We start from the raw sequence: 24,930 nt of genomic DNA on the forward strand, positions 1-24,930 counted from the left end.
ATCGATATACCCGGCCCGATCTAATCGAGCGGACTGAAAATCAATTTAATGCTTCGGAAATATGGCCCCGTTCTTCTTCACCGGGAGCGTCAAGGTCACGTAGCCCATGCCTCCTGCCGAATCCGCATTTCATGTACGAGTAAACGGGTTTGCATGGTGCCCAAGACTTTCCAGTCGGCGACGTCGGCGATGAGGGTTCCCGTGGCCGGGTCGTAGACCGGGAACGTGCCGCCGTCGATCGGGTCGGTCTGGGCGCCGTCGATCCACAGACCGGTGGGCAGGGTGGCGCGGAGCCGTTCGAAATCAGTCATCGGAGTCCTCGTGGTGGGAATGGTGGTGATCGCACGCCTCCGGGGTGGGGGCGACGTCGAGGGCGGGGTTGCGGTCGAAGAATCCGACCGGCTTCAGCCAGAACGACTGTGACCAATGCCCGCTTGCGAGATGCCCTCTCACGGACGATGAGTCCGCCTCAGTTGGTGCTCGGGGGTCATCGTCTTGTCCCTTCCTTCTGTCGAGCGCTGGTGTGCCCGCAATATTGTTGTGGCCTGCTCTGAGAGAGCTCGAACTGTGGGCGCGTCCAGTAGCCATGTCCATCGCCGGTAGCCGAGCAGACAGGAGATGCGCTGCCAGAATTGCGTTCGATCGATCCCGAACTGCACCCAGATGTCTTCTGATGAGGGTCCGTTGAACGGTAGCCATTCGATGGCGAGTTCGAGGAGTAGTTGATCGTCGCAAGGGCGGGTGGCGGCTTTCGAACCTCTACCGGCGCTGCCACCACGTCGATTTCCTGTGCTCATGTGGATGTTCAATCTGTGAAGGCCCTGATGAGGATCGACGGCCATGAATGGGAGGCCTGTGCGGTTGCTCCGCGTGGAAGCGATTGTCGGCGCCGGGTGTTCTGGTTCGGGCCTGCGGGAACCGAACCCGCTCGTACAGAGCGGGTTCGGTGCGGCCGCCAGGGCATGGGGTGCGCGTCGATGCGTTGACGGCTCAAGCACGTCGTCTGGATGGCCTATTGCTGTGTGGCGTACTCGGCGAGGTTGGTTTCGAAGCCTGTTTGTGTTCCGAGGGCCAAGACTTCACCGTTGCCGATGTCTTCTTGCCATACGAGCGATCCCGTGGAGGTGTGCAGGGGGTGGTCTTGAACGGTGAGGATGCGGGCTCCTTCACCGCTGATGGTGTGGGCGTGCGCGGCCCATCCGGGTGCGGACAGCATCAGGTCGCCTGCGGACCAGTCGAAGCGTTGGCCGTCGACGATGCTGTATCCGTTGCCGGCGAAGTGGTAGTTGATGGCGGAGCTCATGTGCCGGTGGGTTCCGCCGGCGAAGTCGCCGCCGATCGCGGTGATGGTGGCGAAGAACGAGGGTGTGGTGCCGTTGAGGCGGCCGGTGGAGGGGTTGTACAGGCAATACAGCGGCCGACCCGTGTACCCGGTTTTGAGGCCGAGGACGCCGCTGAGGTGTTGGCTGACCTCTGACCAGGCGAAGAGGAGGGGGGAGTCGGTGACGGGGTCGGGGTCGATGATGTGTTCGTAGGGCAGGAGTTGGCTGCCGTCATCGCCCAATTCGATAGCGGGTGCGAGGTCTTTCGCGCGGCGGCCCGGTGCCGAGACGACATCGTGGTCGTGGGTTTCGGCGGTGCTGCCGAAGTCTTCGTAGTAGGCGGAGATGGCTTCCAGAAGTGCTGCGTTGGTGTAGCGCAGGTACCTGAAGGCGGTGGTGCCGTTGTTGGCCAGCGCCTCGAGGTTCATCGACGGCTTGGTCCACACGTCTTGCTGGACCACGTGCACGGTGCGGGCCCCGATACTGACCGTGCCGCTGCCGGCCAGACACATCGACAGGCCGGTGGTGTTGGCGCGGACGGGGACGGTGGATTCCCCGGGCAGGAGGACGCAGAGGCTGACCTGTGTGGCGGGGGCGAGGCCGCGGACCCCTTGCGGCGCTTGCGGATGCACGATCAGCATCTCGCGGCGGCCCCGGTCGTCGGGTTCACCGGCTTCGAGTGCGGTGAAGGCGGTTTCGATCTCGGTGGCGCTGATCATCAGCGGGGACCATTGTTCCCGCTGGTAGCGGGGTGCCTGGCGACTGTCGAGCAGGTGGGCGTGCGGGCTCATTTCTTCTCCTGGATCGGATCGGTGCGATCGGGTGTGGTGGGTTCGAGGGAGATGCCGGCGGTCTCGGGGGTGAACCGCATGACGAGGGCGCCGAGGAGAGCGGCCACTGCCAGGTAGCCGACGAACACGTACGCAACGTTGTGTTGCGCGGTCCACTGCTGCAGGTAGGGGGCGGTTCCGCCGAACACGACGGCCGAGAGCGCATACGGCATGGCGATGCCTGAGGCGCGTACGCCGGTCGGGAACAGTTCGGACAGGACCGCCGGCAGGATCGAGGCGACGAAGGCGAACAGTACGAGCGCGATCGTCATGGCCAGACCGAATTGCCATGCGCCTTGTCGGGCGAGGTGGTCGAGGGGGAAGGCGGTGACGGCGACGCCGAGACCGTAGATGTAGAAGCTGCGGCGTCGACCGATACGGTCCGACAGCGAACCGAGCAGCGGTAGGACCGAGGCGCTGACGGCGAGCGCGATCACGCCGGCCCACAACGCTGCCGTGGGGTCGAGGTGGGCGACGGAGATTGCCCAGGTGGGTCCACTCACTGCCCAGGCGTAGAACATGGCGGTGACCGATGCCATGAGCAGGAATACGCGTGTCCCGGCGGCGCGGTAGGTCCACAGATTCGCAAAAAGAGACCGTTTCGAGCCGGCGTTCCGGGTGGGGGCCGCGGTGGCGGATGTGAAGGCGTGGGTTTCTTCCATGCCGCGGCGGAGATAGAGGGTTACCAGGCCGAGGGCGGCGCCGAGGAGAAAGGGCAGGCGCCAACCCCAAGTGGCCATCTGGTGCTCGCTGAGGGCGGTGGTCAGGAGGGCGCCCATGATGGTGGCGGCCATGATCGCGAGGAATCCGGAGACATAGATCGAGGAGGACCACAGGCCTCGGCTGGCGGGAGGTGCTTCTTCGGCGATGTAGGTGTAGGCGGCGGCGACTTCCCCGGTGTGTGCGAGGCCTTGCAGAAGTCGAGCGACGAGAAGGACTGCGCCGGCGAGAACACCGACGGAGGCGTAGGTCGGTGTGAGACCGATGAGGAGCATCCCGGTCGAGGCGCAGCCGATCGCGACGAGCAGTGAGTGCTTGCGGCCGAATCGATCAGCCATCCATCCGAAGAGGAGTCCGCCGAAGGGACGGATCGCGAATCCGACGCCGAAGACCACCAGGGTGGACAGCAGTGCGGAGGTGGCGTTCTGGGGGTTGAACAGTGCCTTGGCGAAGAAGGGGGCGAATACGGCGTAGCAGGTCCAGTCGAATACTTCGAGACCGTTGCCGAGTGTGACGCCGATCAGGCTGCGTCGTTGCCGCAGTGCACTGAGGGGTGTTTCGGCGGGGCCGCCGGGAAGCGGCGTGCTCGTGTTCGGGTCAGGACGATCGGTGGGCGGTGCGGTCATGGCACGTCCTCGTTCAGTGGTAGATGTGGTCGGCGTGCATCACGGCTGCACGCTGGTCGACCAGTTGTTTGCGGATCTTCGCCAGGGCGCCTTGGGCATTGAAGCCGGTTGCCCCCACTGTGACCCCGTCACGCGAATAGGTGAACACACGAGCGGAGTGCGAAACTTGCACTGCGTCGACGTCCACTGCGGTCAGGTTCGGGTCGCCCACGTGTTGGATCCGGGTGCCGTGCTGATCGGACCAGACGAACGGCACCGTCGCCGCGTGGCGTGGCGTGTGTGGATGCCCGATGTTGTGCGCGGCGATCCCGGCGTGCTCGCGGGCGTTGGTCCAGTGCTCCACCCGCATCTCCTTGCCGTAGCGGGGGTTGAACCAGCGGGCGACGTCACCGATGGCGTAGAGATTCGATGTGCCCTTTACCCGCAGGTCGGGGCCGCACACGAAGCCGTCCCGGATGGGGAGTGAGGAGTCGGCTGCCCAGTCGGTGCAGGGCGTGGTCCCGATCCCCACCACCACGACGTCGCCGATGATGGTGTCCCCGTCGTCGAGGTTCAACTCGACGGCTTGCCGATCTGCGTCGTAGGACGCACCGTGCACGGCGGTTCCGCATCGCACGCTCACGCCATGTTGTGCGTGTAGTGCCGCCAGCGCGTGGGAGACCGGTTCCGGCATCACCCGGGCCGCCATCCGTGGTCCGGCTTCGATGATGGTGACGTCGAGTCCGAGTTCGCGCGCGCTGGAGGCGACTTCGGAGCCGATGAATCCGCCGCCGATGACGACGACGCGTGGGCGGCGACGCAGGTCGTTGCGCAGTGCAGTTGCCTCGGCGAGGGTTCGGAGATAGTGCACGCCCGGTATCCCGGCGAGCTGGGGGAGGCGGCGGGGTGCGGAGCCGGTCGCGAGGATGGCGCTGTCGTAGCCGATGACGCTCCCGTCGCCGAGGGTGAGTGTCGACGCTGCTGGATCCACGGCGACGGCCTGTGTTCCCCGGAGGTAGTCGGTGCCGTGTCCGATGTGGTCGGTCAGGGTAGGCGACGGGAGGTCGGTGTTCGACAGCACCGCCTTCGACAGTGGTGGCTTGTCGTACGGATCTTCGTCTTCACCGTCGACGAGGACGATGCGGCGGTGCGGGTCGTTGTGTCGTAGCGCCGCCGCCGCTCGGATTCCGGCGACGGAGGCGCCGACGATGACGGTGGTGGCCCCGGCGTTCATGGTCAGGACTCGGAGATTCGGATTGCCCGGACGGGGCAGTCGGCTTCGGCTTCACGAAGGCTGTCGTGGTCTGCCTCCGTGGGGTGGCCGGGCTGGGTGAAGGCGATGTTGGTGTCGGGGTCGAGGTCGAAGACGTCGGGCGCGGCGACCAAGCAGTTTCCGTAGCCATTGCAGGCCGCGGTGTCGATGTGGATGCGCGGTGTCATAGTGCTTCAGCTCCTGGGTGCAGCGTCGATGAAAGCCAAGGGGAGTTTTCGTAATCCGAAATGTGTCCCGGCCTCGATGGCCGTGAAGGCGGGGTCGGCCGCCAGCGTGATCGGCGGATAGTGGCAGAGGGTTTCGAGAAGGATGCGCAGTTCGGATCGGGCAAGTGCAGATCCGACACATTGATGAATGCCCCACCCGAATGCCAAGTGGCCTCTTGCAGAACGGTCGATGTCGAACGCCGTGGGGTGCTCGAACTGGCGGGGGTCGCGGTTGGCTGCGGCATTGAGAAGCAGTACCCACGAGCCTGCCGGGATGGTGGTATCGCCGACATCGACTGCGCGAGTGGTGCGGCGGGCGAACATCTGTGCAGGTGTACGGAGCCGCAGCATCTCCTCGACGTACCGGGGTGCGACACTGGGGTCGGCGCGAAGCCGCTCCTGCAAGGGCGAATCCGATGCCAGCAGATACAGCAGGGTGCTCACCGAATTCAAGGTTGTCTCGTGGCCGGCGACAGCAAGCGTCAGAAGCACCGAGTGTATTTCTCCGATGTCGATCGGGCGTCCGTCGACTTCAGCATCGAGGAGCCAGGTGAGGTAGTCGTCGGGCCGGCGGGCGCGGTGCTCGTCGATGTCGCGGTCGAGGGCATCGACCAGCGCCGCGCGGCCTCGAAGCTGAGACTCGGCCGTCCCGTCCTTCCAAATGTCCTCGGTCAGTTCGCGAAAGCGCGCCACGGTTGCCGGGGAGAAACCGACGATCTTGGTGAGCACGCGCAGCGGAATCGACAGTGCGACCTCAGCCACGGCGTCGCCTCCACCTGACTGGTAGAACGCGGCGACGACCTCGGAGATCATCGAGGTGAGCCACGGCTGCACATCGCGTATCGAGTCGGGAGTCAACGCACGCGTGAGCAACGACCGATAGTGGGTGTGCACCGGGGGGTCGTAGTCGATCGGTATCGACGACATGCCGTCCACCATCGGGATCCGGTGACCAGAGGCCGAGGAGAAGGTCTCGTGGTCACGAAGCGCCTTCTTGACCTCCGAATAGCGACTGATGATCCAGTATCCGCCGTGGAGAGGCGAGTAGGTCGCAGCGCCGGCGGATAACAAGCGCTCGTACGCGTCCCAGAGGGTCGTGTCATTCCAACCCGGACTCAGGTGATCGAATTCGAATCCTTCTGTCGGCGAGGTCATGTGCTCGCCCTCGGCTGTGTGCGTCGTGATGGTTTCCGACACCGGGCAATGCGGTATCCGGTCTCCCGTGCCGATAGTGGACATGGTCCGGTCCTTTCGTGGGCTCGCGACGGCCCCGCCTCGAAATCAGTGCTCCAGGTCACACTAAGAGCGCACCGCTATATAAAACAATTACCGAATTGGAGATAAGGGCATAAGTCACCACTTATTCCGCAAATCGACAAGCGAATAACCGTCTTCTTATAGACTCATCAGAAAGATGATTCTTGCCTTATATCGTGGGAACGATAGTGTGATTGCGATCACTATCCACCTTTGTGCGGGGAGTTCCGCGCAGCACCCGAAGAGGACCACCATGAAGCCGAGAACCGAAGACCCTTCGCAGCTGAGCCTCGGGTACTTCTTTCCCAGCGGAAAGACCAATTTCCTGTACTCGGACGAAGCTGCTCGGCGAACACCGGCGATGACGAAAGCCAACCTGGTCGAACTCGCCCAGGCGGCCGAACGGGTGGGCTTCGACTCCCTGTTCATCGCCGACAACTGGTCCGGGCACCAACGCGTCGCCGAAGAGTTCGGGCACCAGTCGCCGGCGTATCACGCGCCGCTCCTGGCCATGGCCCTGCTGGCAACGACGGAGCACATCGGCGTCATCTCCACGTTCCACACCACTCACCACAAACCCGCCCATGTCGCCCGAATGGGCGCCACACTCGATGCGTTCAGCGACGGGCGGTGGGGCTGGAACGTGGTGACGGGATTCAGCGCCGACGAGGCAGCACTGTTCGGGGAGCCGTTCATCGACCACGACGAGCGCTACGTCATGGCAGCCGAATTCGTCGACATCGTCAAAAGATTGTGGACCGAGCACGAACCCATCGACGTCGACGGCAAGTATTACCGCGTGACCGGGCGAATCAAAACTCCCCGCCCCGTGCAGGATCCACACCCCTTGTTGGTCAGTGCGGGCGCGTCTCCGGCGGGCGCCGAGTTCGCTGCACGGTTCTGCGACCAGTTGGTGACGTTGGCAAACACCGAGGAGTTGGTGCGCGAGGTCGATCGTCGGCTGGCCGCGCTGACCGAAAAGAGTAAACGAGCCGTGGGCACGTGTCCGTTCTCGATGGCGATCGTGCGCCCGAACGAGGGCGAGGCCGAGGAGGAATATGAGCGTCTGCTGCAGACTCTCAACGTCGAGGCCACCAAGGAGATCGCCGCTGATGTGCTCGGATCGATCGAATCCTCCCGGTCGATGTACGAGAAGATGGGGGAAGACGAAGCCACCCGCGCGTTCGGCGGTGCCGGATCGGTTCTGCAGCTGATCGGAACCCCCGAACAGGTCGCGGAGAAGATCATTTCGCTCAAGCGCACCACGGCGACATCGAATGTGCTGATCAACTTTCCCCTGTGGAGTCCGCAGGAGCTGGAGTCGTTCTCAGCGGTGTTGCCGTATCTGCGGGAAGCGGGAGTCTGGTCGCCGCCGCAGGAGCGGAACTGGTCGTGGTGACAATGCGTGACGGCGGCGTCACCGGGATCGAAGCGCGTCGCGGATCTCGTCGACGGCCGCTTGCTGCAGTGGCGAGAAGAACTTGTCCCGCCGCCACAGCAACGCAATACGCTCGGTGAGTTCGAGGCCGGGAACGGCCAACTCCTGTAGCCGGCCCGCGGCGAGATCGGATTCGACGACGTAGCGCGGGGCGAAAATCGCCCATGCGTTCTCGGCGGCGGCCTGCTTCATCGGTTCGGCATGCCCGAATCTGATGATGAAATTCGGCTCGATGCCGCTGAGCCGGGTGAGCTGTTCCATGAGGTTGCGTTGGTAGATCACCTCCCGCGGCGCGCCGACGAACGGCAGCGCCAATGCCTCGTCGAGAGACAGCGCCCTCGACGGGGCGACGAGACCCGGCCCGGCGCAGAGGGTGATCGGCTCGGTGCGGATGACGTCGGAGGACATGGTGTCCGGGAGGTGCCGCTGATCCCAGGTCACGACGGCGAAGTCCGCCTCACCGGTTTCCACCGCACGCAACGCTTCGTTGGGTTGCGAACTGGAAAGGGTGAGGTCCGCACCGGGCCGGCCACGCTGGAACCGGGACAGAATCGGCGGCAGGAGGTAGCTGCCCACCGCCATGCTCGACGCGATGGACGCGGCGCCGCCTCGCCCCGATCCGAGTTCGTCGACGTCGCGCCTGATCTGGGCTGCCGAGGCCAACATCTCCTTCGCCCACTGGTTGGCGCGTTCGCCCGCTTCTGTCAACAGCATGCGGTTACCGCGGCGGACGAACAGCTTTGCGCCGAGCCATGATTCGAGAGCCCGCAACTGTCCCGATACGGCCGGCTGGGCGACCATCAGCACTTCCGCGGCTCGCGTGACACTTCCCTCTTCGACGACGAGCCGGAACACTTCCAGACGTTTGAGCGACAGTTGCGCTTCCATGGTTCCTCTATAAGCAATCGATGATGCGTGTATCGATATCTTGATATTTGCTTTATACCACGGAATCTCTATTGTTAGGTGCATCACAGCCTCAGTGGGATGGATCGCCGATCCGTTCCGCGGGAACGAGGACCACACACCCCGTGCGCACCGATTGCACGGGTGTGTCCGCCCTCGAACACACAACTGGCAAGGAACACGATGAACGTACCGTGGATAACGGAACAGCAAGTACGCGAAAGGGTCTCGATCCTCGACGCCATCGAGTCGGTCACCCGATCGATCACCCGTGAAGTCGACGGCACCGCCCGAAACATCCCGAAAACGATGACGACCTGGGAGCCGGCCAGCAGCGCGCACGCCCTCGGCGCCTATGACGAGGGCGCCGGCCTCGTCGCGTTCAAGACCTGGGTCAACACTCCGGCAGGTGCCTCGGCGCTGATGACGCTGTTCGACGCCACCACCGGTACCCCCCGTGCGGTGCTCGAGGCCGGTGCGCTGGGTGCGCTGCGGACCGCGGCGGTCTCCGGGCTGGCGACACGCCTGATGAGTGCCCCCGATGCGTCCGAGCTCGCCCTGATCGGCAGCGGACGGCAGGCATTGGGACAAGTTGCTGCGGTGTGTGCAGTTCGACCGATCACCCGGGTACGGGTGTGGAGCCGCTCCGAGAACAGCCGGACCGGTTTCGCCGCAACGGTGCGCGAAAACCTCGGCATCGACGCCGTCGCGGCCCCCACACTCGCAGAGGCCGTCGACGGGGCCCCCATCGTCACCCTCATCACCCGAGCGACGGAACCGTTCCTCCCACGAGCACTGTTGTCCCCGGGAACACACCTCAATGCCGTCGGCGCGATCTTGCCGAGCAACGCCGAGTTCGATCCTGCGGTGCTGGCCGACGCCGACCTGACGGTCGTCGACAGCATCGCCAACGCACGTCGATCATCCCGGGAGCTGACCGAGTACTACGGCGAGGACTGGACCCCCGTCAAGACCCTCGGCGACCTTCTCACCGGTGCGGTGGCACGTCCGCTGCACCCCGCTTTGACGATCTTCAAGGGACTCGGGATGGGTCTGGCCGATCTGGCGGTGGCAGCAACGGTGCTCGAGTCGACCAATCGCGAAGGAGCACTGGCATGAGATTCCGCACCGACACCGCACTGATCACCGGATCGATCGCACCCTTGATCACCCCGTTCACCGATGGCGGGGCCCTCGACACGGCAAGCCTGCGCCGACTGGTCCAGTGGCAAATCGCGGCCGGATCGCACGGATTGTCGATCGGTGGATCAACCGGGGAGCCGAGCGCACAGACCGTCGCCGAGCGGATCGAGGCGATCGACGTCGTCGCCGACGAGATCAACGACCGCGTTCCCTTCATCCCCGGAACCGGATCGGCCAAGCTGGACGAAACCCTCGAGATCACCGCAGCCGCTCATGCCGCCGGCGCCGATGCGGCCTTGATCATCACCCCCTACTACGCGCGACCCACCCAAGAGGCGCTGTACCGCTGGTACGCCACCATCGCCGGGGAGTTCCCGGACCTGCCGATCATCATGTACAACGTTCCCTCGAGAACCGCCGTCGAACTGGACCCCTCCACGGTCGCCCGCCTCTACCGGGACTTCGACAACATCGTCGGTATCAAGGAAACAACGAAGGACTTCGAACACTTCTCCCGGGTAATTCACCAAGCCGGAGAAAACATCTCGGTGTGGTCCGGCATCGAACTGCTCTGCCTTCCCCTGCTGGCACTCGGCGGTGTCGGATTCGTCAGCGCCGTCAGCAACATCGCCCCCCACACCGTCGCGCGGATGTACGAACTGTGGACATCAGGTGATCACGACGGTGCCCGCGCACTTCACTACGCGCTGCACCCGCTGGTGGACCTGCTGTTCGTGGAGACCAACCCGGCACCGGCCAAGTGGGTCCTGCACCAGCAGGGACGGATCGCCTCACCGCACGTGCGGTCCCCGCTGATTACACCCACACCGACGGGCATCGACCGGATCGAGACCCTCCTCGGGCAGGCCTCGACCATCCTCACCGAAGAAAAGGCCTTCTGATGCGATTGGCAACGGTCGAACAGGACGGTGATCCGCGGACCGTCGTCCTCGACGCAGACGGCCGCCCGCGGGACGTGACCGGGCTCACCGGTGTGGTGACCGCTGACGTCGACATCGACAAGTTCGCTGCCCTGACGGATCAAGAACTCCACCGATGCCCGGTAATCGATCTCGACCAGATCACCCGCTGGCTACCGCCGGTCACCGATCCGCGGCGGATCCTCTGCGTCGGTTTCAACTACCACAACCACGCCGTCGAGATGGATAAGGAACCGCCGCAACATCCCACCTTCTTCGTCCGTTTCCCCTCGTCGCTCGTCGGGCACATGGAGCCGGTCGAACGAACGCCGGCGTCCGACAGTTTGGACTGGGAGGGGGAGATCGCGATCGTCATCGGCCGCGGCGGCCGGAATATCCGGGCCCGAGATGCGGCGCACCACGTCTGGGGCTACACCGCCTTCGCCGACAACAGTGTCCGGGAATTCCAACTCCACGGAACCCAGGCCACAGCGGGAAAGAACTTCGACCGATCCGGGTCGGTCGGCCCGTGGCTGGTCACGGCGGACGAGATCGCCAACCCGAACGCCCTGGAAGTACACACCTACCTTGGCGACAACCGGGTACAGGCCGGGGTTCTCGCGGATCTGGTATTCGACATTCCCGCGGTCATCGAATATGTCAGCACGTGGACGACGCTGACCCCCGGAGACATCATCGCCACCGGCACGCCGGCCGGGATCGGTTACCGGCAGGATCCGCCCAGATACCTACAGCCCGGGGAAGTGCTGACCATCGACATCCCCGGCGTCACTCGACTCGTCAACCACATCCGCTGACGTAGCGAGGAGGAAGAACATGACGACATGCTCGACAACACCGCACGAGGACATTGCAGCATCACTCAAGGAGGTGATGGCTGCGGTCTGCACCCCGGTCTCGGTGGTGACGGCGATGGACGGGGATCGACCGCACGGGACGACCGTCAGTGCCTTCGCATCCTTGTCGATGGCACCCCCCATGGTCCTGGTTTCTCTCGATCGCACCTCCGAGCTCCTCGGAATCATTCAGCGCGGCAGACGGTTCGGCGTCAACATCCTCGGTAGCGCCCAGTCGGCGGCAGCAACGGCCTTCGCACGCAAGGGGACCGACAAATTCGCCGACACACCGTGGACTCGGGCCAGTGGTGTTCCCCGTTTGACCGGCGCACCGGGCTGGGTGGTCTGTGACGCGTCCTCCTTCGTCGAGGGTGGAGACCACATCGTCGTGTTGGGCGAAGTTCGTGAGGCGGTCGCCCACGACGGATCGCCTCTCACCTACTTCCGCCGCGATTTCGGTACCCACATGTTGCTCGGCCAGGAGCACCGGTGACCCCGGATCGAGCAGGCGATCACGCGGTCAACCGGGCCGTCACGGCGCTGCGGGCCGGCGGCATGGTCGTCGTGCTCGATGGCGAAGATCGCGAGAACGAGGGCGACCTCGTGGCCGGTGCCGACACCGTCAGCGCCGAGCAGATAGCTTTCATGGTCCGCCACACCACCGGCATCCTCTGCGTTCCGATGACCACCGAACGAGCCGATCAGCTCGAGTTGGCGCCGATGGTGCCGGTGAACACCGACACCCACCAGACCGCCTTCACCGTCACCGTCGACCACATCGGCGCCGGGACCGGGGTGTCCGCCAGCGACCGCGCGATGACCGTACGCGCCCTCGCCCGCTCGACCAGTGTCCCCGGTGACTTCCGGCGCCCCGGACATGTCTTCCCGCTTCGCGCGCGCCCGGGAGGTGTCCTGGAGCGGCCTGGGCACACCGAAGCCGCAATCGACTTACTCACCCTCGCCGACCGTGCTCCGGTCGGGTTGATCGGGGAAATCGTCGCGGAGGACGGCTCGATGCGGCGGGGGCCGGATCTGCTCCGATTCGCGGACAGCCATTCGCTGCCCGTGGTCACCATCGCCGACCTCGCGCAATCCCTGCATCCGGAAGCAGCACCCGTGGAAAGACTCTCGACCTCGCGCATGCCCACCGCCTTCGGAGAGTTCCAGGCAATCGCGTACCGGTCGAGCGATGACGGAGTCGAGCATCTGGCGTTGGTGATGGGAGACGTGGCCGCGGCCGCCGAGAGTGAATCCGGTGCCCTCGTGCGCCTGCACAGCGAATGCCTGACCGGCGACATTCTCGCCTCGACCCGGTGTGACTGCGGCAGCCAACTCGAGCAGGCACTGATGGCGGTCAGTCAGGAGCACTGCGGCGCGGTGATCTATTTGCGGGGGCACGAAGGCCGTGGCATCGGTTTGGCGCACAAGATCCACGCCTACGCGCTGCAAGACCGCGGGATGGACACGGTCGACGCCAACCTCGCCCAAGGCCTCGCCGCCGACGCCCGCTCGTACAGGGTCGGAGCCCACATCCTCAGGGAACTCGGAGTAGGCAGAGTGCGCCTGTTGACCAACAATCCGGCCAAATGCGCGGCATTGACCACCGACGGGCTCGAGGTCCTCGCCCGCGTCGGGCTCTCGACCAACGCGACCACCGACAATGTCCGTTACCTCCGTACCAAACGCGACCGCATGGGCCATGTACTCGACATTCCCGATGTCACCGACTCTGAAAGAAGCGTGCTGTGACCGCTCATCTCGGCAATCAGGTCCTGACACCCCTGAACTTTCTCGAACGCGCGGAGGCCATCCACGCCGATCGCACCGCCATGACCTACCACGCCCAGACGTGGTCGTACGGCGAGTTCGCGGTCACCGCCCGCCGCATGGCCGGCACCCTCGCAGGCCACGGAGTCAAACCGGGCGACCGCGTCGCCGTCCTGGCCTCGAACACCCCGCTGATGCTGCTCGCGCACTTCGCCGTTCCCTTGGCCGGCGGCGTGCTCGTCACCCTCAACCACCGCCTGGCCGCCCCGGAACTGAAGTACATCGTCCAACACTCCGGCGCATCACTCGTCCTGGTCGATAGCGAATTCAGCGCCGCCGCAGAATCCTTCGGCATCCGGACCCTCGCTGCCGAACAGGTCCTGGACGCGGACGGACCCGAACACGCACGCACGGTCGAGGACGAACGCAGCCTCATCTCGCTGAACTACACCAGCGGCACGACCGGCCGGCCCAAGGGCGTCATGTACCACCACCGCGGCGCCTACCTGCAGGCGCTTGCAATGACCCACCACGCCAAACTCGGCCTCGAGACCGTCTACCTGTGGACCCTGCCGATGTTCCACTGCAATGAGGCTTTCTCAGTAACGTCCGCGTTGCAGATTTGATAGGAAGATCGTCGCTGCGACGACCCGACCGATCTTCCATGGGCACAGTCGGACTCGTTGCAGGCACCGCCACCGACCCTTGAGTTCGGCGTGAGCGCGTTCCCCGATGGCGCGGACCGCAGTGAGCAGCATGTTGTAGCAGCGATTATCGACATGAAGACCGTGTCCTTTGACCGGAGAGTGCACTCCGATCCCGGCGCCTTGGTATCCCTTGTCGGCCAGGGTAGGAATTCCATCTGCGGCGGCCTGGTACAGAGCACCCAGACAGTGCGTGCGGGCAGCGGTGATGTCCGGGACACTGCCGGGCTCGACCGGAGACGACCACACCGGGAACCCGGTCGGGTCAGCGAGGACCTGTACGTTTCCGCCCTGGCGTTTGTGTTTGCCCGAGTACCACAGATGATGCCCGTTCTCCTTCCGCTCGTTGATCCGGTCGATCTCGATCAACGTCCCATCCAAGATCAGGTGTGTCCACGCTTCCCGCCGGGCCCGATCGAGAACATCTTCCAGTTCAGGGGCTTGTTCGGCGATCAGTTCGATACCCTCGTGCAGGTACCGGTAGGCGGTGGAGATCGACACGCCGGCTTCGGCGGCCAGGATCCGCAGCGGCGCACCGTCACGTAGCCACCGCAGCACCAGCTTCGCCTGGGTACGCGCACTGCCGGCCCGACGGGAGGGTCGGGCACCGAACAGGTGGCGGTGCGCCCACAATAATGCGGTCACCCGCAGCAGGGTTTCGGCCGGCACGTCGCAGAGGGCAGAGTAGGTGAACAACGGGGGTTTCCTCCGCGGATCGACTTCTTGGTCGAATCGATCCCAGCGGAGGACCCCCGTCCCACCGCTACGACACGCTCAAACGTCCTGCTGGCGACAGGAAATCCGCTCGTTAGCGAGAAAGCCTCAATGGCTGGTGTTTTCCCTGGCGGTGTCGACCCGGTGCGGTTTGAGGCCCCGTGCCGACCACACGCGCTGCACGGTGTCTTTCGAGACCCCGACTGCCTCGGCCATTGTCCGGCAACTCCACTGAGTTTCGCCTTCGGGGCGCTGGTTCTGCGTCAGATCGATAATCTTCTCGATTGTTTCCTGCGGGATCGACGCCTTGCGGCCACGGCCCTTGCGGACGTCACCCAGCCGTGCCACCCCGTCCTCGACGAACCGCGCCCGCCAGTTCGATACCGACCCGGGCGAGACGGACAACGCCCGTCCGATCGCGGCATTGGTCTGGCCGTCGGCTGCCATCAACAGGGCCTTGGCGCGCACCACCTCACGGTGGGCACCTGACTGCGACCGGGCCACCGACTCGAGCACCTCAGGTTGACCCGGGGTCATCTCCAGGGCACGGACCGGCTTTCTCATGCGGAAACCCTACCCACCACAAAACCAATTATTTGCGAGACGTAGTACGGGTGGGTACGCCCGACCCGAGTGCAGTCGAGTCGCTTGTCAGGTACGGCCACCATTACCGGACCGGTACGGTAGCGCGGGACTTCATGACCGACCACAACCTTCGGGCTGCGAATTGCCGAAAGTACTCTTCTTTCGGTGCGTCGACCAGCGCCGGCAGAAGGAGCCGCCACGACGTCGCCATCCCTTCGAGCAGACGGTCCGGGTCGGCGGAGGCCGCAGACAACAGACGAATCCCGTAGGCCATGTGCACCAGGAGGAGTCCGAGCTCGTCAGGATCGCTGTCGTCGCGCAGATCGCCCTCCGTGACCGCTCGGCCCGCGAGCTCCCGGCACGTCGCTATCCAGTTCTCGAATGCCAGCGTGCGTGAGCCTCCCCGGTAGTCACCGATCTCGGTGACGAGCCGGAACGCGGCACGGATCACATGATCGTCTCTTCCGTAACCGGCCATCGCATAGGAAATTTCGATGAGCAATTCGAAGGCGCGGGGGTGCGATTCGATGCGCTGCGCGTATGCGCGTTCGAATCGGGTCAGGCCCTCGTCGATGACAGCGCGGGCAAGGTTTTCCTTGGAGCTGAAATGAAAGTAGAGGGCACCCCTGGTGGCGCCGGAACTTCCGATGATGCCGTTCAGGGTTGCGTGCACGTAACCTTGCCTGGCGAATTCTATGGCTGCGTGCTGTAACACCGTATCCCGGGTAATTCGTGCTCGCTTCTGCATGACGATGACCACCCACCTCCGCACTCTTCCGGCGGACCGAGTACCGGGCTCGAGTATGACTGAATCGGGGTATCTCCGAGGCAAGAGTGCGCCACACCAACATTGGAGATTCCAGCCCCAGGCAAGGCGCCTGCCCCCGGCCGGCAGACGCCTTGTGTCACACGGTAGGTCCTGAACAACTTCCTGACCGGACCATGCCGCTACTTCCCGTGAACTTCCTGGTCGGCCAGGTCATTTCTGGCCGGCGGCGGCGGGAGCTTCCTCGCTGTCGGTATCGACCAGAGAGGTGTAGGCCACGATGTTGGACAGGTAGCTGCGGGCGTCCGGGTCGTACTCTCCTCCACAGGTGACCAGTTGCAGCGTTTCATCACCGTGCGAGCCGTACACCTCCTCGGCCGGGAACTCCGTCTTCGGGTACGTCTCCACCTTGGTGACCGCGAAATGAGCGGTGCTGCCGTCGGCCAAGCTCACCTCGATCGGGTCTCCCGCCTGCAGGTCTTTCAATCGGTAGAACACCGCCGGACCCTCATGGGAATCGACGTGCCCCAGGATCACTGCTGAACCCAGTTGGCCCGGAGCCGGCCCGAACTTGTACCACCCCGGCTTGTCGAAATCGGTGGGGACCTCGACTGTTTCGTCGGGATTGAGTCCGAGTGTGATGAGTGATTCGTCCACCCCCAGCGCAGGGATCCGCAGCGCGACCGGTGCCGGTCCGGACGCCCCGTCGGAGGGCGCCGGCACGGTGTCGGTCACCGGTGGCGGTGTCAGCTGCGGATCCGCCCAATCCTGATAGCTGCGCAGGGCGAGGACAGCCGTCGCGATGAGTATCAGGACCGCGGCCAGCACCCACCAGCGTTTCGTCCTGCCCATCGCCCCCTCGGGCCCTGGCCACACGGGACCCGGGGCGGGGTCCGGGAATTCGGGGTTCGGGTCGCTCATCGCTGCCTCCTGCGCAGTCGGGCGCCCTGGGCTACCGCTATGGCTGAGCCGGCCAGGGCCAGACCTGCGAGGGAGCGGGGAAGCCCGCTGTCACCGGAGGGAGGAGTGGTGCCGCCCGCACCCGTTTCCGGATGCCCCTTGGGGATGACGTATCCGTTACCGCCAGGGCCGCCCTTGCCGCCGCCGGGACCGCCCTGACCGGGGCCTCCCTGCTCACCGGGGCCGCCCTGGCCGGGTCCGCCCTGCTCACCGGGTCCGCCTTGTTCACCGGGTCCGCCTTGTTCGCCGGGTCCGCCTTGTTCACCGGGTCCGCCTTGTTCGCCGGGTCCGCCCTGTTCACCAGGTCCACCAGGTCCACCGGGAGGAGCCGGAGGAGCGGGAGGAGCGGGAGGAGCGGGGGTGCCGGCGGGCCGGGGGGTGCCGGCGGGCCGGGGGGTGCCGGCGGGCCGGGGATACCCGGAATGCCGGGAATGCCCCCGCCGGGGGGAATCGGGATGGGAATGGGGATCGGGATGGGAATCGGAATGATGGGACCATTGGTAATGGTGGTCGTGGTCGGCGGTGCCGTGGTTGTGGTTGTGGTCGTGGGCGGCGGTGTCGTCGTGGACGTCGGCGGCGGCGTGACGCAGTTGGGCCGGGAGATGGTATTGGTGTCCAGGGTGACTGCGCCGTTGCGTGCCAATACGCGTCCGTTCACGGTGGTGCCGGTCTGCACCGAGATCGAGGTCAACGCCATGATGGTTCCGACGAAGGTGGTGTTGGTCCCCAGGGTCGCTGAGCTACCCACCTGCCAGAACACGTTGCACGGTGAGGCTCCGTTGATGAGGGCGACCGTGCTGTTCGACGCGGTGATCAACGTGGATCCGGCCTGAAAGATGAACACCGCGTTGGGATCACCCTGCGCATCGAGGGTGACGGTCCCGGTCAGACCCATCGGGCCGGCCGTGTTGTAGGTGCCATCGACCAGGGTCAGGCCACCGAGATCGGGGGGCGCCGCCGCGGTGGGCGGCCGGCCGGCCGCATCGTTGTAGGCCGTCGTCAGATCGGATTGAGCTTGCAGTGCAACGGCATCGGCAACGTGCTGGGTGCCGTTGATCACCGTTCCTGGTGGAAAGCCGGTGACCGCGCTGCCCGGGCTGACACCGAGGTCTCCGGAGATGATCGACGGGCCGGTGTTGGTGACCGTTTGGCCCGCCAAGATCGCGAAGGAGGTGGCGGTCCCCAGTCCGACCGGAGGGTGCGACGCTGACGCCACCCCACCGAAGATCATCAGGGCCGCGGCGGTCGCCATGGCCGCCCCCGCAACAAACCACCGACGCGGAGTACGCGCCTGGGTCGAATTGTGCACCGACGTCACGAATTTCCCCTCAGCGTGGAGCGGTTGATGGCAGGAATCATTCGCAAACCAGCTGGTCTGTGTCAACGACCCCGTCGGTGTGTCGCTTAATTGACTAATTCCCACCCGAGATGGTGGACGTGCTCATCACGGGAATTGTCGAGATTGAATTACCGGCGCCGCTAGCGTGAATCCTTGCCTTTCGTAAGAAATAGAATTCGTTGCGTCCTCGAAAAGCTAAGGTGTACCTGCATAGCGCCTGGTAGAAGGCTTCGTTTAACCTTGTTGGACGTACAGTAAGGTTTTTTGTTGGCTTGTTACCAAGCTACATTGCACGCTTTTTCATACTTATAGTTCATTGGTGGGTCTCCTACCGTTTGCGTGGCAGGGAAAATGGGGAGTTTTTCGGCCAATCGTCATATTTTACTCAACCATTACTTTGCTGGTAACAAGTTACATTGCCGTCATCGTGTTATCTTTCGACGTGTCAGCTTCAGTTCTTGTCCGTTCGTGAATGTGCTTAACAAGCATTTCCGTTACTCGGCGTAACTCTAAAGCGTGTCCGCAGTGCCTGTATCCCTCAGGTCTTTTCGATTCCGGGGTGGGCACGGGAGGTCTGGCAAAGGGTCGCCGTTCTCGTCGACAGCTACCTCATCGGTTCGTCAGGGAGATGAAGATGTCCAAGGACCAACCCGCGGGAGTATTCGCCAGTGCGATGTCGCATGCGGTCCCCGATGGTGATGCAGATTCGCTCGTACCAATGGCTTCAGCCGAGCCCGTTGCACCGTCCGTGGGCGCGAAGAAGCTCCCGCAGTTCTCGGCCCGGGTGGATCCCGAATTGCTGCGGCAGGTGAAAATCGAAGTAGCCACTCGTGGGACGACTTTGCAGGCCGCGACGGCGGAAGCATTCAGGTTGTGGCTGTCCTCGAAGTAGGCACCTCGAGGACAGCTCTCGCCACCATGCCGAACAGATTCACGGTGAGTTTGCCAGTTCGTTCTCCACTTGATGATTACGCAGTGAGGATTCCAGGGCGCCAAAGGAGCCGCGAGTCTGCGCATGGTCGCACGCCGCCTCCGCCCGAGGTCTCCGATGCATGCCCAGTATCACCGGATCGAGTTCCTGGCGAGGCCGTGGGCGGGGCAGCGGCAATACCCTGGATGCGAACGCGGGTTTGCGCAACGTTTCGCTGAACCTACTGCTTGCAAAGGCGTTCCAAGAAATCCTGTAGGTGCCGTCAGCGAAGCCAGGTCGCGTGCAGGGCGGCATCTTCCCGCCGCGTGCGTGGTGCCGTTCTGAGGAGACCTCCCCCCAGAATTGCTCTCAGGACACCTCGTGTCCCCGCGCCACGAACGCAGGGGTGTCTCATTGTTCGGGCCCGGATCGCGGCGGCGACACGACGTCCGAGGAGAGTCAACGCGTGGAGTTCGAGATCGGATGGCGCAGGAAGGTCGGGAAGCCTAGAACGCGTGTGCCGTGTTGCCGATCGTCGTCGGAATTGATTTCGATGCGGCGCGGAGGGGTACGCGGTGTTCTCGCACGGACACAGCGACGACGCCACCGGCCTCTATCGAAGTCCACTCCGGTGAGGCGGCGGCGGTACGGGCCGCCGCCGATCCGCTGGATCAACCGGACAGCGCCGGGCGAGTCCCCGGTGTCCTTCGCCCCGAAATGGTCTCGCAGCGTGAACGAGCCACGAGGCCGAGGGGTGTCGGCGGGTTGTTCGTGAGTGGAGGGCGCCGGGGGACGATGATGCGTGCGGCGGGTGTGTCAGCCGTTGGCGTGGAAGGGGGCGCCGTGTCCGCGGCGCCGTGGGGTGGGGTGGCGGAGGGGGATTGGAGGGCGGAGGGGGATTGGAGGGCGGCGGTGCCGTCGAGCAGCAGCATGAGCAGTGTCTTGTGGATGTTCACGGGATTCCTTCTAGGGTGCGGCCGCGCGACGGGTGCCGTCCTGGGTGCGCTCGGCCTTGGGCGAAACTGGCCATCGATGAAGAGATCCGGATGCCATCGAAGAACGGATCCGCGGGATTACCCCTCACCGGACACCGTTAGAACGGTGTAGCGCTACAACGTCGGTGGGCGCTGCTCACGTGTCAACTCTCCGACGCAATGGCGGTGCATTTTGAGGAGGTTGCCGGTCGTAGTAGCTCAACGGAGGTGCCTGCAGAGGAGACGCTGCGTGAATGTTGTCGAGCGTTCGGGTTGCATGCGCAGCACGTATGCGACGCGTTGTATGGCCCGCACGTGTAACACGTACCGACGGGATCGCCCGTCCTTCTCGCCGAGTAGGTGGCGCTGTCACTCGAGTCGGTGAGCTCGGCGAGCCATCGTCACTGACCGAACCAAATGTGTGACCTCAACTCGCTCAGAATGGGTGCGTGTGTGGGGGTGGGTCCTGGTTCAGGAAGGTGGTGCAGTTGTCTGCGGTCATCGGTGGTGTGAGGTAAAAGCCTTGCGCGAGGTCGCAGCCGCAGGCACGCAGTGCGTCGAGTTGGGCCCGGTTTTCCACACCGGCTGCGGCCACTGTGGCGTGGAAGGCGTGGGCGAGGGCGACCACGGCCGAGACGATTGCGGCGGAGCGCCGGCCGGGTAGGGATGCGGTGTAGGACTTGTCGATTTTGCAGCAGGAGAAGACCGGTCGTTGGCAGCCGAGGTGGGTGAGGGTGCTGTGCGCGGTGCCGATGTTGTCGAGCGCGATCGCGACCCCGAGTTCGTGTAGGGCGCCGAGGGTGTCGACCGGGTGGGCGGTCTCGGCGATCCAGCCCGCTTCGCTGATCTCGAGCCCCAGTTTGGTTGCCGGGAGTCCGGTGGCGGCGAGGACGTCGGCCACCTGAGCGACGAACCGGGGGTCGTGCAGTTGCAGGGAACTGATATTGACCCGGATGTCGACGTCGGCGATATCCTGCCAGTCGGCGGCCTGGGTGCAGGCTGTGCGCAGGACCCACAGCCCCAGCGCCCCTATCAAGCCTGCCCGCTCGGCGACGGGAATGAACTCGGTGGCACTGATCGGCCCGAGCGTGGGGTGTGTCCACCGCGCCAGCGCTTCCACGGCCACCACGGCGCCGTCGCGCAGGTCGAACAGGGGTTGGTAGGCGAGGGTGAGCTCGCCGTGGTCGCCGTGGTCGCCGTGGTCGTCGAGGGCGGTGCCCAGGTCCCTCGACAGGCGCAGCACCCGGTCGGCGTCATCACCGTCGTCGTCTCGGTAGACCGAGTACCGGCCCGCGCCGGCTTTCTTGGCCCGGTACATCGCCAGGTCGGCGCGGCGGATCAGTTCCTCGGGTGTGCTGACCGGACCGGAGAGGGCGATGCCGATGCTGGCGCTGAACGTCAGCGGGTGACCTGCGGCCGGGTCCGGGGTGGCGACCGCCTCGATGATGCGGGTGGCGAGATCGAGAGCCTCGTCCGGACCGGCCATGTCAGCACAGAGGACCAGAAATTCGTCGCCGCCGAGGCGGGCGACGGTGTCGGCGGGACGCACCGCGCCGGTCAGTCGTTCGGCGAGGCCGATGAGCGCGACATCGCCGCCGGCGTGACCGAGGCGGTCGTTGACGGTTTTGAACTCGTCGAGATCGATCAGCAGTACCGCGATCCGGGCGTCGGTACGGTGCGCGGTGGTGAGTGCGGTGGCGATGCGCTGATAGGCCAGGGCGCGGTTGGGCAGCCCGGTCAGCGGATCGTGCAGGCTCTGGTACCGCAGGCGGGTCTCGGCGTCGATTCGGCCGATCGTGGCAGAGAGCACGTCCGCGACAGTGCGCAGGAACGACACCTCCCGGTCGGTGTAGTCGCGGGGGCGGGCGCTGTGCGCAGTCAGCACCCCCCACGCGGGCCGGGCAGCGATCGGAATCGGAACGCAGATACCGCTGCGCAACCCACGGCGGACCATCGACCCGGTAGAGAACCGGGTCTCGTCCTCCCCGTTCGGGCACACCACCACCGACCCGGTGGCCAGGGCATATCCCGGCTGGGATCCCGTCCCCGGCGCGAACGTGTCCGGCCGGGGCAGCTGCCCGCTGTAGGCCAGCACCGTCAGCGGATCACCCGGGGCAGGGGGACGGGAAACCGAGGTGCACTGCACTCCCATCAGGGTGGCCGCTGCCGTGGTCGCCGCAGCGAGGAGCTCGGTGAGCTGGCCGTCGACGGCACGCCGGCTCAGCTCCGCGACCGCGTGCTGCTCCCTGGCCCGATACGCGGCCAGCTCGAGGGCATGGTGGAGTCGACGTTCCTGATCCTCCCAGCGCCGACCATCACGGGCGATCGCGGCGATCACCGCGGGGGCGCCGCCGCCCGTACGGTGGAGCACGAACGTGGCCAGGGACACCGGAATAGGCTTCCCGGTTTCGAAATGCCGCAGTTCACTGAGCCCCTCCCACCGCCCGTGGCGCACGAGCGCCGATTCCACCTCCGGGGCCTGGACCAGTCCCACGTCGGTGAAGAACTCCGCAGTCGTTCTGTTGCGTGCATCGGCACCGTCACGTAGTCCCACCAGCCGCACACCGGCCGGATTGAGATAGGAAACGCGGTCGGTTTCGAAATCGGACACCGCCACCAGGTCTGGGGCGTGCTCGCACACCGCCAGCAGCGCCTCGACCTCCGTCCCCGCGAACTCCACACCCACCTCCCAGGCCGACCGACGCACACCCCACGGGCGGGCACGCCGCACCGGCGCACGCAGCCCACCGAACCCCCGCTGCACGAGCCGAGCCGCCGCCGGGTCTCCCGAACGACTCTAAGCCTCTCCGGGGGCGTTCGGTGCGTACTCCTGGCGTTTCTCCACTGGCTTTCGGTGATGTTCAGCGGAGCGGGTGGGAACGGGTGGGATCGGCGTCGGCTCCTAGGAAGAACGCCGCCGGACGCAATCGGCCCCGGTGCGGCCGAGGTGACTGTCCCCCCATCACTTTGCCCCCGGATGCTGGGGTCGGTCGTTGCTTGGTCCATATCCGTCGTCCACAACCCCGTGTTCGACCACCGCCGCTGCCCGCGACGATCCGCAGGTGACAACAAGTACATCTTCCGATGTTTCTCCTGCGCTTGAACTACCCGGTGGCGCGGATCCCACTGCAACTGGTCGAAGACCTCGGGATGTCCCAACTCGACCAGCGGGCGCCCGTGCGGCTCGCGTACGCACAACTCCTGATCGAATGCGATCGCGCAACTGCGACGTCAAGCACGACCGTGCCACGCTGCCGACGCCATCCTCATCCCGTCGTGTAACCCCGCCCGAAGGCGACTATGCCATGTGGCCTGGGAATCCCGTCGCCGACTACACGTCCTTCGCGTCTGTGTCGGCCCGACCTCCTTGCCTCGATCGGAGTCGGACCGCGGGCTTCGGCAGGCACAATCTCTCCATGCCCGGAGTGAGATGTCGCGAGAACCGGAAGATACCGTGCCGGCCGTCGAGCTCGACTGCGCCGAACTGACATACGCATGTCCTTCGAAGTACTCGCGCTGATCTCCGCCGCAGCCTTGGCCGGCCCCTTGCTTGCGAGTCGCCGGATGTGGCATCTGCCGGTCGTGCTCGGCGAGTTGCTTGCCGGAATCCTCCTCGGCGCCACGGGATTGCGCCTGCTCGATCCCGGCGATCCCATATGCACCTTCCTCGCGGACATCGGCTTCGCACTGATCATGTTCGTGGCCGGGACACATGTGCCGATCCGGGACGCACGCATCCGGCCTGCTCTGGCGAAAGGCGTGGTTCGGGCTGTTCTCGTCGGTGTCGGTGCCACTCTGGCAGGGTTCGGGATCGCTCAGGCATTCGGTACCGGCCACGCCGCTCTGTACGCGGTCCTCATCGCGTCGTCGTCCGCAGCGCTCGTCCTACCCCTGATCGACTCGCTCGGGCTCGAGGGCACACCGATCGTGCAGACCGTAGCCCAGGTCGCGGTTGCCGACATCGCGTGCATCGTCGCTCTGCCGCTCGTGATCGATCCGGTGCAGGCCCCGCGCGCCGCAGCAGGCGCGGTAGCCGTGACGGGAGCGACCGCCGTCTTCTACGCGGTTCTCCGTGCGAGTGACAGCCGCGGCTGGCTTCACAGCCTCCATCAGGAGTCCAAGGAACGCGGCTTCGCACTGGAACTGCGGATCAATCTTGGGGTCCTGTTCCTGCTGGCGGCGTTGGCCGTCCACTCCGACGTGTCGATCATGCTCGCCGGTTTCGCACTCGGACTGGTGATCGCGGCAGTGGGCGAGCCGCGACGCCTGGCCAAGCAGCTGTTCTCGATCACCGAAGGATTCTTCGGGCCGTTGTTCTTCGTCTGGCTCGGCGCATCATTGAATGTCCGGGACCTCGGGGCGGACCCCTCCCTGATACTGCTCGGCGTTGCACTCGGCCTCGCTGCCGTTCTCGTCCACTGCCTGACACGGCTGGTCGGTGTGCCGCTGCCCCTCGGTGCGTTGGCCGCCGCCCAACTCGGCGTGCCCGTGGCCGCGGCAGCGATCGGTGCGCAATCGAATCTCCTGGGCCCCGGCGAACCGTCGGCACTGATCCTCGGCGCGCTGGTCACCATCGCTTCCACCACATTTGCCGGCGCGATGGCGGCACGTCGGGGGTTCTGCGCGCCCTGACAGGCGTCAGGGGCCCACCCACACGCGTCACTTCTCCGCCAGGGCGGTGGGGTGTGGCTCCGTGTCGACTCTCCGTATCCCGCGACCGCGGATGGACGCGCC

At 65.2% G+C, this 24,930-nt stretch carries 22 protein-coding genes and 1 pseudogene; 9 read left to right on the top strand and 14 right to left on the bottom strand.

The features are described from left to right. Positions 1-95 precede the first annotated feature (95 nt). The 7 genes from OYT95_RS43510 to OYT95_RS43540 form a co-directional block, all read right to left on the bottom strand. On the bottom strand, positions 96-311 hold the full coding sequence (locus tag OYT95_RS43510; protein ID WP_268792650.1) for a hypothetical protein: 216 nt from the start codon (positions 309-311) through the stop codon (positions 96-98). Beyond that, positions 304-453 carry a hypothetical protein gene (locus tag OYT95_RS43515; protein WP_268793305.1) on the bottom strand — a complete coding sequence of 50 codons (150 nt, stop codon included), beginning with the start codon at positions 451-453 and terminating at the stop codon, positions 304-306. The genes OYT95_RS43510 and OYT95_RS43515 overlap by 8 nt, the downstream gene beginning before the upstream one ends. A 559-nt stretch (positions 454-1,012) precedes the next feature. Then, on the bottom strand, positions 1,013-2,113 hold the full coding sequence (locus OYT95_RS43520) for a hypothetical protein (protein WP_268792651.1): 1,101 nt from the start codon (positions 2,111-2,113) through the stop codon (positions 1,013-1,015). Beyond that, positions 2,110-3,498, bottom strand: a complete 1,389-nt coding sequence (locus OYT95_RS43525; RefSeq protein ID WP_268792652.1) for an MFS transporter — start codon at positions 3,496-3,498, stop codon at positions 2,110-2,112. The genes OYT95_RS43520 and OYT95_RS43525 overlap by 4 nt, the downstream gene beginning before the upstream one ends. Positions 3,499-3,511: 13 nt before the next feature. Continuing rightward, the gene (locus OYT95_RS43530) at positions 3,512-4,711 is read right to left on the bottom strand and encodes an NAD(P)/FAD-dependent oxidoreductase (protein WP_268792653.1); all 1,200 of its coding nucleotides are present in this window, start codon (positions 4,709-4,711) and stop codon (positions 3,512-3,514) included. Between the two features lie 2 nt (positions 4,712-4,713). Beyond that, the gene (locus tag OYT95_RS43535) at positions 4,714-4,917 is read right to left on the bottom strand and encodes a ferredoxin (RefSeq protein WP_167118166.1); all 204 of its coding nucleotides are present in this window, start codon (positions 4,915-4,917) and stop codon (positions 4,714-4,716) included. A gap of 6 nt (positions 4,918-4,923) precedes the next feature. After that, positions 4,924-6,195, bottom strand: coding sequence for a cytochrome P450 (locus OYT95_RS43540; protein ID WP_268792654.1), 1,272 nt, complete (start codon positions 6,193-6,195; stop codon positions 4,924-4,926). A gap of 271 nt (positions 6,196-6,466) precedes the next feature. On the opposite strand from OYT95_RS43540, the gene OYT95_RS43545 reads away from it, so the two are divergent. Continuing rightward, a complete protein-coding gene (locus tag OYT95_RS43545; protein WP_268792655.1) occupies positions 6,467-7,612 on the top strand; it encodes an LLM class flavin-dependent oxidoreductase in 1,146 nt (381 codons plus the stop codon). Positions 7,613-7,630: 18 nt separating this feature from the next. Here OYT95_RS43545 and OYT95_RS43550 read toward each other — a convergent pair whose 3' ends face one another. Further along, positions 7,631-8,539: a LysR family transcriptional regulator gene (locus OYT95_RS43550; RefSeq protein WP_268792656.1), complete on the bottom strand. Its 909-nt coding sequence runs from the start codon at positions 8,537-8,539 to the stop codon at positions 7,631-7,633. 201 nt (positions 8,540-8,740) lie between these two features. Here OYT95_RS43550 and OYT95_RS43555 point away from each other — a divergent pair, with 201 nt between their 5' ends. The 6 genes from OYT95_RS43555 to OYT95_RS43580 are packed head-to-tail and all read left to right on the top strand — an operon-like array spanning position 8,741 to position 13,870. Beyond that, positions 8,741-9,676 carry an ornithine cyclodeaminase family protein gene (locus OYT95_RS43555; RefSeq protein WP_268792657.1) on the top strand — a complete coding sequence of 312 codons (936 nt, stop codon included), beginning with the start codon at positions 8,741-8,743 and terminating at the stop codon, positions 9,674-9,676. Continuing rightward, positions 9,673-10,602: a 4-hydroxy-tetrahydrodipicolinate synthase gene (gene dapA, locus OYT95_RS43560; RefSeq protein ID WP_268792658.1), complete on the top strand. Its 930-nt coding sequence runs from the start codon at positions 9,673-9,675 to the stop codon at positions 10,600-10,602. The genes OYT95_RS43555 and dapA overlap by 4 nt, the downstream gene beginning before the upstream one ends. Then, positions 10,602-11,438, top strand: coding sequence for a fumarylacetoacetate hydrolase family protein (locus OYT95_RS43565; RefSeq protein ID WP_268792659.1), 837 nt, complete (start codon positions 10,602-10,604; stop codon positions 11,436-11,438). Before dapA ends, OYT95_RS43565 begins: the two co-directional genes overlap by 1 nt. Positions 11,439-11,457: 19 nt before the next feature. Then, on the top strand, positions 11,458-11,970 hold the full coding sequence (locus OYT95_RS43570) for a flavin reductase family protein (RefSeq protein WP_268792660.1): 513 nt from the start codon (positions 11,458-11,460) through the stop codon (positions 11,968-11,970). Next, entirely contained in the window at positions 11,967-13,226 is a 1,260-nt protein-coding gene (gene ribA / locus OYT95_RS43575; RefSeq protein WP_268792661.1) for a GTP cyclohydrolase II, read from the top strand. Before OYT95_RS43570 ends, ribA begins: the two co-directional genes overlap by 4 nt. Further along, positions 13,223-13,870: an AMP-binding protein gene (locus tag OYT95_RS43580; RefSeq protein ID WP_268792662.1), complete on the top strand. Its 648-nt coding sequence runs from the start codon at positions 13,223-13,225 to the stop codon at positions 13,868-13,870. Before ribA ends, OYT95_RS43580 begins: the two co-directional genes overlap by 4 nt. Here OYT95_RS43580 and OYT95_RS43585 read toward each other — a convergent pair. The 5 genes and pseudogenes from OYT95_RS43585 to OYT95_RS43605 all read right to left on the bottom strand — a co-directional run bounded on the left by OYT95_RS43585 (position 13,844) and on the right by OYT95_RS43605 (position 18,225). Next, a complete protein-coding gene (locus OYT95_RS43585; RefSeq protein WP_268792663.1) occupies positions 13,844-14,644 on the bottom strand; it encodes a transposase family protein in 801 nt (266 codons plus the stop codon). The two genes, OYT95_RS43580 and OYT95_RS43585, sit on opposite strands and share 27 nt — an antisense overlap. A gap of 150 nt (positions 14,645-14,794) precedes the next feature. Beyond that, positions 14,795-15,226: pseudogene (locus OYT95_RS43590) on the bottom strand (helix-turn-helix domain-containing protein); the annotation flags it as partial. 103 nt (positions 15,227-15,329) lie between these two features. Further along, the gene (locus OYT95_RS43595; RefSeq protein ID WP_268792664.1) at positions 15,330-15,995 is read right to left on the bottom strand and encodes a ScbR family autoregulator-binding transcription factor; all 666 of its coding nucleotides are present in this window, start codon (positions 15,993-15,995) and stop codon (positions 15,330-15,332) included. Between the two features lie 231 nt (positions 15,996-16,226). Continuing rightward, entirely contained in the window at positions 16,227-16,934 is a 708-nt protein-coding gene (locus tag OYT95_RS43600; RefSeq protein WP_268792665.1) for a class F sortase, read from the bottom strand. 37 nt (positions 16,935-16,971) lie between these two features. Then, positions 16,972-18,225, bottom strand: a complete 1,254-nt coding sequence (locus tag OYT95_RS43605; protein WP_268792666.1) for an ice-binding family protein — start codon at positions 18,223-18,225, stop codon at positions 16,972-16,974. An 805-nt stretch (positions 18,226-19,030) separates the two neighbouring features. Here OYT95_RS43605 and OYT95_RS43610 point away from each other — a divergent pair. Beyond that, complete coding sequence (locus OYT95_RS43610) at positions 19,031-19,204, top strand: hypothetical protein (protein WP_268792667.1); 174 nt, start codon at positions 19,031-19,033, stop codon at positions 19,202-19,204. Positions 19,205-20,632: 1,428 nt separating this feature from the next. Here the strand turns inward: OYT95_RS43610 and OYT95_RS43615 are convergent. Further along, complete coding sequence (locus OYT95_RS43615; protein ID WP_268792668.1) at positions 20,633-22,960, bottom strand: putative bifunctional diguanylate cyclase/phosphodiesterase; 2,328 nt, start codon at positions 22,958-22,960, stop codon at positions 20,633-20,635. A 731-nt stretch (positions 22,961-23,691) separates the two neighbouring features. Between OYT95_RS43615 and OYT95_RS43620 the strand changes: the two genes are divergently transcribed. Continuing rightward, on the top strand, positions 23,692-24,828 hold the full coding sequence (locus OYT95_RS43620; protein ID WP_268792669.1) for a cation:proton antiporter: 1,137 nt from the start codon (positions 23,692-23,694) through the stop codon (positions 24,826-24,828). The last annotated feature ends 102 nt before the right edge of the window (positions 24,829-24,930 follow it).

The organism is Rhodococcus sp. JS3073 (genome assembly GCF_026810085.1).
In the GTDB taxonomy this organism is placed as follows: Bacteria; Actinomycetota; Actinomycetes; order Mycobacteriales; family Mycobacteriaceae; genus Rhodococcus_F; species Rhodococcus_F wratislaviensis.